This is a genomic window from Providencia sp. PROV033, from assembly GCF_028484855.1.
Taxonomy (GTDB): domain Bacteria; phylum Pseudomonadota; class Gammaproteobacteria; order Enterobacterales; family Enterobacteriaceae; genus Providencia; species Providencia alcalifaciens.
The window spans coordinates 1-9,471 of record NZ_JAMPSW010000115.1; the positions used below are offsets into that span (position 1 = coordinate 1).

Sequence of the window (9,471 nt, forward strand, 5' to 3'; positions counted from 1 at the left end):
AAACATACACTATCCGAACCAATAAACTCTTCGCCGATAATAAAAGCTTGTGCTAAACCTTCCGGTTTTGGTTGTATTGCATATTGTAATGAAATACCAAACTGAGAACCGTCACCTAATAAACGTTCGAAGCTGCTTTGATCTTCAGGTGTTGTAATAATAAGTATTTCGCGGATCCCCGCTAACATAAGTACTGACAGCGGATAATAAATCATAGGTTTATCGTAAATAGGAAGTAACTGTTTAGATACTCCCATGGTTATTGGATATAACCTTGTACCAGAACCACCCGCTAAAATAATACCTTTCACTTTTAAGCCCCTAGTCTTTCTCTATTATATTTATTATTTTGAACTGATTCACACCATTCTGAGTTCTTTAAATACCATTCAACCGTTTTACGTAGACCCGTTTCAAATGTCTCATCCGGTACCCAATTCAGTTCATTTTTAATCTTTGTAGCATCAATGGCATAACGTAAGTCGTGGCCTGGCCTATCAGTCACATAAGTAATCAGGTCACTATAATTCTCAATATTATTCGGTTTGTTTGGTACGAGTTCTTCAAGGATGCTACAAATTGTTTTTACCACATCAATGTTGGCTTTTTCATTGTGACCGCCAATATTGTAGGTTTCACCAATCTTACCTTCAGTAACGACTTTATAGAGTGCTCGTGCATGGTCTTCTACATATAACCAATCTCTGATCTGTTGTCCGTTACCGTAAACAGGCAGAGCTTTTCCTTCTAATGCATTTAAGATGATTAAAGGGATCAGTTTTTCAGGGTAGTGGAATGAACCATAGTTATTAGAGCAGTTTGTTACGATGGTTGGTAAACCATAGTTATTAGAGCAGTTTGTTACGATGGTTGGTAAACCATAGGTACGTTGCCACGCTCTGACTAAATGATCACTAGACGCTTTTGACGCAGAGTAAGGGCTACTTGGCGCATATGGTGTTGTTTCAGTGAAAAGATCTGTTGTTGATTCAAGGTCGCCATAGACTTCATCAGTGGATATATGGTGAAAGCGGAAGGCGGCTTTTTTATCTGTTGGGAGTTGATTCCAATATTGGCGCGAGGCTTCTAATAATGTGTAAGTACCAATGATATTGGTTTGGATAAACTCACTTGGGCCATCAATAGAACGGTCAACATGTGATTCGGCTGCTAAGTGCATTATGGCATCAGGTTGATGTTGTTTAAATATATCTGTAATTAATTTTGCATCACAAATATCTGCTTGAATAAATGTATAGCGATTATTTTCACAAACAGAATTAAGCGACTCTAAATTTCCTGCATAAGTTAGTTTATCGACATTAATAATAGCGTCATTGGTATTATTAATAATATGACGAACAACCGCAGAACCAATAAAGCCTGCACCACCAGAAACTAATATTTTCATCTTGGAGTAATAAGTCGTATTTTGATTGTGAAAATGAGAGTGCTAAAAGTAGTTATCTCATGATTCTGGCATGCTACCGCCCCGGGCTTACAGCTACCTGTTCACTGATAATTCTTAATTTACTCAACTAATTTTGGCTATTATACACAAATAAGCCCGAGTGAGATATTTGTTAAGTAAACTATCTATAAATAAGATATACTTACAGGTAAATCTTACTGTGATCCCCTCCCCCCACTTTAGTTCCGCACCCTTTTGATTTTTCATTATTTTCAGCAAACAGCTGATATAGGTTGACCTCTTAGATCTCCAAAAAGTTGATATCACTTTAATTAGTGATTATTGAAATGGCATAGTTAATTTGGCAACCACGCCCGTAATTGGTGAACTTGCAAGCGACCTGACGATAAAAGTGATTCATCCAGGTCAACTTTTTCCACTCCCCAGGTGAAAGGAGAAGATAAACCGGAAACACCTTGATTTGTAAATGCCTCCCACTGAGCTTGTTGTTGAAATTGTTGCGGAGAGAACAATGCGCCTTCATTCCATAATGGGCGGTAAATTTTCATTCAATGATCCTTTCATTTAAGCAAAAGCAATTGGCATTCTGACCCTTTTTTCCTAAACAACACAGAAGTAAGGTGCTGTATTCAAATTTAGAAAGTAAAGCATTATTGATATTTTGATATGCTACCGCCCTTAGCCGTAAACCAAGGCTCATAAAGGTAAAACGGTAAATTATTCGAAAGCAAATCCGTCCTCAGATACCATTAAAAAGACAACGAAAAACTCGCTTTCACATCAAACAACAACAATAAGCAACTTATCTTAAATAAATGGTTTTCATTATAGGTAATGTGAGACAATCCAACAATATTTTTATCTATTTATTTTAAATAAACATGAATACTCACATATAGAGTTATCCCCCCTGTCAATAACAGATAAAAGGTGGGTATTATGCAACTTAGGGTCATCTCAGTGGATTCATCACCCTTGACAACAGCATGACTTAAGCCTCAGAAGACGATTGTACATATAGCAGTCACATCAGTTTGCCTGATTGATTGCCATCCGCAAGGTAATTACAAAAGTGTCTGAAGTGAAAGCATAGCGTTATCAGATATGAGGTTTGTCATGAGAAGGAATATCAACACAGTGAGTAGCACGCGTTAACGATATTAATCCTTTTGATCCTCCATATTACTTTGCCGTGCTTATCGGCTGAACAATACATATTCATCCATAATAGTTGTTAATCCCCCATTTTCGGCTTGCCTATCAATCACCCATTCCACAAGTTGTTCTTTGGATTTCAACTTAAGTGTATGGTTCCAATCGTCTAATGGTGACCCTAACAGCAAATCATACCAACATAACCAGACCAATTTCGGACGTATTTCCGGATCATTAAATTGCTGAAATAAACTGATTAACTTGTTAGCAAAGGAGTGCTGTTTAAGACGCGCACATTCACTGAGCAGTATCCCTTCCAGCATAGGGTGGTAGCGTAACAGTCGTTCATCAATATGAAAACTCAGGTTTAAATCCTCTTCTTCGGTGAGTTTGTCAGGGTAGGCGTTACCATACACCAGTCGATAGAGACGAGCAGGAATAACCGCCACCTGGCAGGCTTCATGACTCGAAAAACGAATGTACGACACCATCAAATAGTGACTGTTTTGAATGAGTGAATGACACATCCCCTGGCAAATGGACAACTTCGTATACCCATTTAACCAACGTTGATAATAACTCAATAACTCTTCATAACGAGCGGGCAGCTTTTTCATACTCTCGGTACTCCATAAATTAATTCATACAACAAATTGGGGTTAAATTGAATATGTTGACTTCGAAAGGGTTAATACCGAGAAGCCACAAGACGCGCTTGCAGCCATTGATCTACTTCACTCTTTAACCAGCGAGAGCTACGCCCCAGTTTGATAGGTTTGGGAAACTCCCCCTCTTGGATTAATTTGTAAAACCATTTATCCGTCAAACCGGTTAGGCGGGTTATAAACTTCATATCAACGAATTGGTCATCTAGTAAGGGAATAGCTTGAGTAGTCATTATTGAACTCCTGTCTTTAAAGTTAAAAGGCAGAAGGGATATCGATAAGTGTTTAGGGATATCTCTCTTCCAAAAGATATCCCCCTCATGTTTTTTATTAGCGACTACATCCAAAAGAACGCTCACCATCACTGTAATCTTTCGAGTACGTTTTAGCTAAGTAACGACAACGTTGGTTAAGCTTCTCCACCGCAATGTCATTGTAAGGCGCGTTACTGTCTAACCAGGTGCAGGCATTATCCGGAAAATGCACTAAATAGCGCTCAGCAGGGTAATCGACATCAATAGCACTACACCACGCTTGTTGCACGAGAGCACAAAGCGTATTGTCTGTTTTCCTGAAATCACCTAGCCCGCAATAGACGTCCTTATTGACAAGCAGTAAAACGTGATAGTGCTTTTTGTGATTAATCTCCCCAAACTCACGAACCCACACATAGAATAACGGGCAAGTATGATTACGTTTCCACGCCTTATTTTTGCGTTTTAAATCCGCCTGAATTTTGGCTTTGAGTGAACCGAAAAAACGCGTGATAGCCGCAGAGTCTTCACGATGTGGTACGTCGGAAGCCGGAAAACGTAAATCAACCCGGATTGCCGTGAGTCGATGGGTGATGGATAGTGCACGGCGGAGAGTACGGTCTATCTTGCAAAGATAATCTTCGTTGTAGGTATAACGGGACATGGTGTGATCCTCAAGTCTGTGTAATGTCATACCCAAGGCATTCGTTGTAAAAAAGAGGTAATTCACATTCCCCCATCACAAAACGTGACAGTGTCATGATTAGCAATATTGATGAATGATACAGATAGAGTCCGGTGATTTTCCCTATCAAGAACGATATCTATTGAGTGACGATGAGAGGAGTAGTTCTATTGGGTTAAGTCGATGAGGATGTTGATACCCCATAATACTATACCAACGTATATTGTCACAAAAAGAGTGAGAAGCATCCGCGAGTTATCACACCTTCAGTCCATTTTAGCCGCCATTTTTACTCGGAGATTAGCCCTTTCTCTTCCCTGATTTTTCCCCAAAAAACCGTCCTGACATTTAACTTTTCTACCATTTTGACTCCACACGGCAAGTGCGCATGACCTCAAAATCGATGTTTATAGACTAGTGATAACGGTCATTTAGTGAGTCTATTGCCTAACAAAGCAAATAAATTGGCAATTTTTAGCGTCAAGTTGGCATTCGTTAACACTTGTTTTATTTTTTATTTATTTTGATAATGACGTAATATCACATTTTATTTTTCTTTATCTGTTATGATATACGCTCATTTTGTGACTTAGTTTTTAGCTAAGTTTTATATGGAGAAATTATGGTCAAGGTGATTAATTGGATAGACAAAAATGCAGACATTCGCATGTTGCGATTTTATGTTCGCTTTATCATGGTACAATCGCAAAATTATTATGGGTTTCCTAAACTAACCCAGAAGCTACCCGATATTTTTCACAGCAAAAACCTATTAAAACAAGAGATCAATCACTACTTCAGCGCCATTGAATCGAGCGAAAAACGGCAAGCAGAAAGTGAAAAAGCCGAGCGGCTATACCATAAGAATATTTTATCAATATCCCTCATTGAGTGGCTAAAAAAAGACAAGGAAGCCTGTGCATTAATTTGGGGTCTGCTGCACTTAGGCCGTGATCCCTTTTTAGTCTTGCAAAACATTCATGACACCGCCTTTAACCACCAAATTATCAATACCACCTTCCCCACCTCGCATGAAGAACGATTCAGCCTCATCGTCATCTACCTGGATTTTCTGTATTTTGATGAGTTTGACCCACCCAAATCGGAGTACAACGATTCTTTAAAGCGCCAATGGCTCCAGCTCAGTGACGGGGTTAAGCCGTTTAAATGGCTCAATGAAACATCAACTGAAGGGATAGAATGGGCTTGGCAATATCTGGTGGATTATCACAAATCTGAGCATTTCGATGCAGGACGAATGGGAATTGACTCACTCCAATACTTTAATCCGATAAACCCAGAGGAAAAATACTTAGCGATATACAGCGTATTAAAGCTCTGGAATAGCCATCACTTCGAAAAAAAAATGCTGATAAATAATCTGAATCGTGCTTGGCGACAACGACAGTTAAGAAGAGAACGAACAAATAAGAAAGCGATTAATTGCTATCTTGATATTACCGTTAAAGAAAAGCTCGATTTTTTGGTGAAAAATAAACGATGTCAAATAAATGAACTGCTAACTGATTTGATTAATGAAGAATATGACCATGTTAAAAATCTAAAATAATCTCAAATATATATTATTAACTTGAATAGCCACAACCATTCTTTCAAGGAAGTAATATGAACCACCAATCTGAATTAGGGAGGGTAATTTCTGCCTTTCCATTTTCATTTAAAAATCAATTTTTTAATCAACTCAACCAGCTAATCAGTTACTCCCCTACCATCGGCTTAATGGGGAAAACGGGAGCTGGTAAATCTAGTCTTATCAACGCACTATTTCAATCGTCACTATCGCCTGTGAGTGATGTTTCAGGCTGCACACGACAGGTTCAGCGCTTCAGTATGACGATGAATAACCATACACTCACCTTTGTGGATTTACCCGGCGTGGGGGAAAGCCTTGAGCGAGATAGAGAATACCACCAGCTCTACCGTAACTTATTGCCAGAACTGGATTTAATTATCTGGGTACTCAAAGCCGATGATAGGGCATGGTCTTCTGATGAACAGTGTTATCGCTTTCTCATGGAGCAATGTGGTTACCAATCTAAGCGATTTCTCTTTGTGCTGAGCCAAGCCGACAAAATAGAGCCCTGTCGTCAGTGGGATGAGCTGTGCCACCAGCCATCCCATGAGCAAGAGGCTAACTTAACATTAAAACAACAAGCCGTCATAACCGCCTTTAAACCGCATCATCCTGTGATAACAGTTTCTGCGGTCGAAAACTATCAACTGACTGAATTAGCAGAGCAGCTCATACAGGCGCTACCGGTGCAAGCCAGTAGCGGGGTAGCTAGGCAACTGAACAGCCCTTACCGGACGCAATCGGTGGAGAACGCCGCACGTAACGATTTTGGTCAATGTGTCAGTGATATTGTGGATACCTTAATCGATATCATTCCCTTGCCGCCATTGATAAGAAGTACGGTTAACACCGTTAAAAACAGTATCGTATCCGTCGCTAAATCCCTGTGGAGCCTGTTCTTTTAACTTCTTACATTACCCCATTAATTATTACTCTCAGCGCCAATCCTGTTAAGGATTGGCGCTTTTTTATTTCTTTTTATTGGATATTTAATTTATGACAAACACCACTGAATGCACTATCACAATGGCATTAGTCCCTGATGAACAACGCCTTGATTTTTGGCTCAATCACTTTGGTCGAGTCAAAGGCTGGACTATCTTTGAAGTGGTCATATTTACCACTATGGGGCAGGTTTGTGATGACTATCATGGCGGGTATTGGGAATATTGCACCTTATCCAATGGTGGCGCGTTTATTTACCCCGACCTAAACAACGAAAAATTGACATTATTTAACCCCCATAATGGCAATGAAGCGGACGTCAGCTGTGAAGCCGCTGGCATTGCTGTCTGTCTTATTCTTTACAGTATTTGGTCATTTAAAACCGAAAGTGACGTGATGTGTGAGCGCTTTTATCAGCTACGTGACTATGCCGCACTGCACGCTGAATCTATTGCTATTTTCCATTTAATTGATTAACCCGGAGTAAAACCATGACTCGATTAGCCTCTCGCTTTAGTTCTGCTAACAGCATTCGCCGTGACCGTCCACTCACTACCGACGAATTATTTCGCACTGTTCCCAGTGTTTTTTCCGGAGAAAAACACGACTCCCGAAGTGACCGATACCGTTATATTCCCACGATTACGTTATTGGATAGCCTTAAAAAAGAAGGCTTCTATCCTTTCTTTGCCTGCCAAACGCGTGTGCGTGATGCCAGTCGCCGAGAACACACCAAGCATCTACTTCGATTACGCCGTCATGACCAAATCACGGGGAGCCAAGTCCCTGAAATTATCTTACTCAATAGCCACGATGGCTCCAGCAGTTATCAGATGCTGCCCGGTTTCTTTCGATACGTATGTGCGAATGGGCTGGTTTGTGGAGACAGCTTTAGGGAAGTCAGAGTGCCCCATAAAGGGGATGTGCTGAATAAAGTGATTGAAGGCGCCTATGCGGTGTTAGAGACCTTCGATGCGATCGCCGATAAACGCGAGCAAATGCAATCCTTACAGTTACCGCCTTCAGCACAACACATCTTTGCCCAAGCCGCATTAACGTACCGTTATGGTGAAGAGCATCACCCCATCACCGAGGCCCAGGTGTTACAACCTCGGCGCGTCGAAGATAAGAAAGAGGATTTATGGACAGTCTATCAACGTTTGCAGGAAAATCTAATCAAGGGGGGATTATCCGGTCGTACCGTCAAAGGAAAACGAGCTCGCACGCGCTCTGTAAATGGGATTGATGGCGATATCAAATTGAACAAAGCGTTATGGGTACTCACAGAACAAATGCACACGCATTTCTCCGGGCGTCAACGCTTATAGCCTCTGTGCATAATAAGCCATACTTAATCTACGGTGAACACAATGAAATTATCAGAACGGCAAATAAAAACCTTAGGCAATGTTAAACTCAATTACGCTCCACTCTGCAATAAAAGAACGCTGCTGTCATTGGAGAAAAAAGGCTTAATCCACTGGCACCTATCAAACCGTTGGGTTTTAACAGAATTCGGTTTTCACGTATACAACAAAATAAATAAACGTCATGGTTTATAAAGCATTACATCGCCCCCCAATGAACAAATATAATTTCATCGTATTTTGGCATTCAATAATACCCAGTACATTAATCCATTCGATAACGGAGATGATCCTTTACGTGTCATTTATTCCCTTCTTATTTCATCAAATCATTCATTAACGATTTTTCTTATTTAAGCGACAAAACAGCACTTGATCGATTACGCCGATCGATAACCGTTTATTGATAGATATTATCGGTATTATCAATCGTATTTCAATTATTGATAGGTAAAACAGATATATTAAGTTAAACTATCTCACGCTAAATTATCTTTATGTCAGTGATATTAAGGGGCTTGTTGCAAAAATTGAGTTGATGATAAACACTGAAGCCTGAGTCTCTTTCAGAGGGCAGTTTAATGGTGTCTACCGATTTTAAATGGAAGCATTTTGCGCCAACTATTATCCTGTGGTGCCTTCGATGGTATGGCTCGACGCCACTGAGTTATGCTCACGTCAGCGATATGTTGGCTGAGCGGGGCATTTCCGTTCACCGCTCCACCATTTATCGTTGGTTTATCCAATATGCCCCTGTACTGCGTAAAAAACTCAAAAAATATCAGTTTATTCGTACCGTTTCCTCCTGGCAGCTTGATGAAACTTATGTAAAGGTTAACGGAAAATAGTTTTATCTTTACCGGGCAATTGATAAGCACGGCGATACACTGGATATCTATTTTTCCCCGAAACGTAACCGGCATGCCGCCTATGAATTTCTCAAGCGGGTATTAAAACCTTATTCTGCTGAGCGACAGCCTGAAATACTCAATACTGACAAACACGCCGCTTACGGTTATGCCATTGCCCGTTTAATTAAAGAAGGCAAACTCCGTAACGATGTGAAACAACGGCAAATCAAAACGCTTAACAATCGTATTGAATCCGATCATGCGCCGATTAAAAAACTGATTATCGCCACAGGTGGTTTCAAATCTGCTAAGCGGGCCTGGTCAACAATTCAGGGATTTGAAACCTTGCGAAAACTGAATAAAGGCCAGTTTGATGACTGGCTCCGTCATGACGAACCCAGGTTTCGGGTACGGGAGCGATCCGCCTTTATCAATCAATTATTCAATGTCGAGACTATTTTTGCGTGAAACATTCATCACTGTTGAGCAAAAAGTAGTCCTGGCGATTATTTGCAACAAGCCC

9 protein-coding genes and 2 pseudogenes are annotated in these 9,471 nt (G+C 40.4%); 5 read left to right on the forward strand and 6 right to left on the reverse strand.

The window, feature by feature from the left end:
- The 6 genes and pseudogenes from PSF16_RS15100 to PSF16_RS15125 form a co-directional block, all read right to left on the reverse strand.
- Positions 1-311, reverse strand: a 311-nt coding sequence (locus tag PSF16_RS15100) for a sugar nucleotidyltransferase (RefSeq protein WP_272689560.1), incomplete at its 3' end; no start/stop codon positions are given.
- Between the two features lie 2 nt (positions 312-313).
- On the reverse strand, positions 314-1,411 hold the full coding sequence (locus PSF16_RS15105) for a GDP-mannose 4,6-dehydratase (protein WP_272689561.1): 1,098 nt from the start codon (positions 1,409-1,411) through the stop codon (positions 314-316).
- 359 nt (positions 1,412-1,770) lie between these two features.
- Positions 1,771-1,980, reverse strand: a pseudogene (gene tssK / locus PSF16_RS15110) (type VI secretion system baseplate subunit TssK); the annotation flags it as partial.
- Between the two features lie 648 nt (positions 1,981-2,628).
- Complete coding sequence (locus PSF16_RS15115) at positions 2,629-3,204, reverse strand: hypothetical protein (protein WP_154610554.1); 576 nt, start codon at positions 3,202-3,204, stop codon at positions 2,629-2,631.
- 71 nt (positions 3,205-3,275) lie between these two features.
- Positions 3,276-3,485 (reverse strand): helix-turn-helix transcriptional regulator, encoded by a 210-nt coding sequence (locus PSF16_RS15120; protein WP_115167970.1) that lies wholly within the window; start codon positions 3,483-3,485, stop codon positions 3,276-3,278.
- Between the two features lie 97 nt (positions 3,486-3,582).
- Entirely contained in the window at positions 3,583-4,170 is a 588-nt protein-coding gene (locus PSF16_RS15125) for an inovirus Gp2 family protein (protein ID WP_272689562.1), read from the reverse strand.
- A gap of 643 nt (positions 4,171-4,813) precedes the next feature.
- Between PSF16_RS15125 and PSF16_RS15130 the strand changes: the two genes are divergently transcribed.
- From PSF16_RS15130 to PSF16_RS15150, 5 genes and pseudogenes are all read left to right on the forward strand, one after another.
- The gene (locus PSF16_RS15130) at positions 4,814-5,761 is read left to right on the forward strand and encodes a hypothetical protein (protein ID WP_272689563.1); all 948 of its coding nucleotides are present in this window, start codon (positions 4,814-4,816) and stop codon (positions 5,759-5,761) included.
- Positions 5,762-5,817: 56 nt separating this feature from the next.
- Positions 5,818-6,690 carry a GTPase family protein gene (locus PSF16_RS15135; RefSeq protein ID WP_272689564.1) on the forward strand — a complete coding sequence of 291 codons (873 nt, stop codon included), beginning with the start codon at positions 5,818-5,820 and terminating at the stop codon, positions 6,688-6,690.
- Between the two features lie 91 nt (positions 6,691-6,781).
- A complete protein-coding gene (locus PSF16_RS15140; RefSeq protein ID WP_181480320.1) occupies positions 6,782-7,207 on the forward strand; it encodes an antirestriction protein in 426 nt (141 codons plus the stop codon).
- 14 nt (positions 7,208-7,221) lie between these two features.
- Positions 7,222-8,058 (forward strand): DUF932 domain-containing protein, encoded by an 837-nt coding sequence (locus PSF16_RS15145; protein ID WP_272689565.1) that lies wholly within the window; start codon positions 7,222-7,224, stop codon positions 8,056-8,058.
- 620 nt (positions 8,059-8,678) lie between these two features.
- Positions 8,679-9,416, forward strand: a pseudogene (locus PSF16_RS15150) (IS6 family transposase).
- Positions 9,417-9,471: the final 55 nt, after the last annotated feature.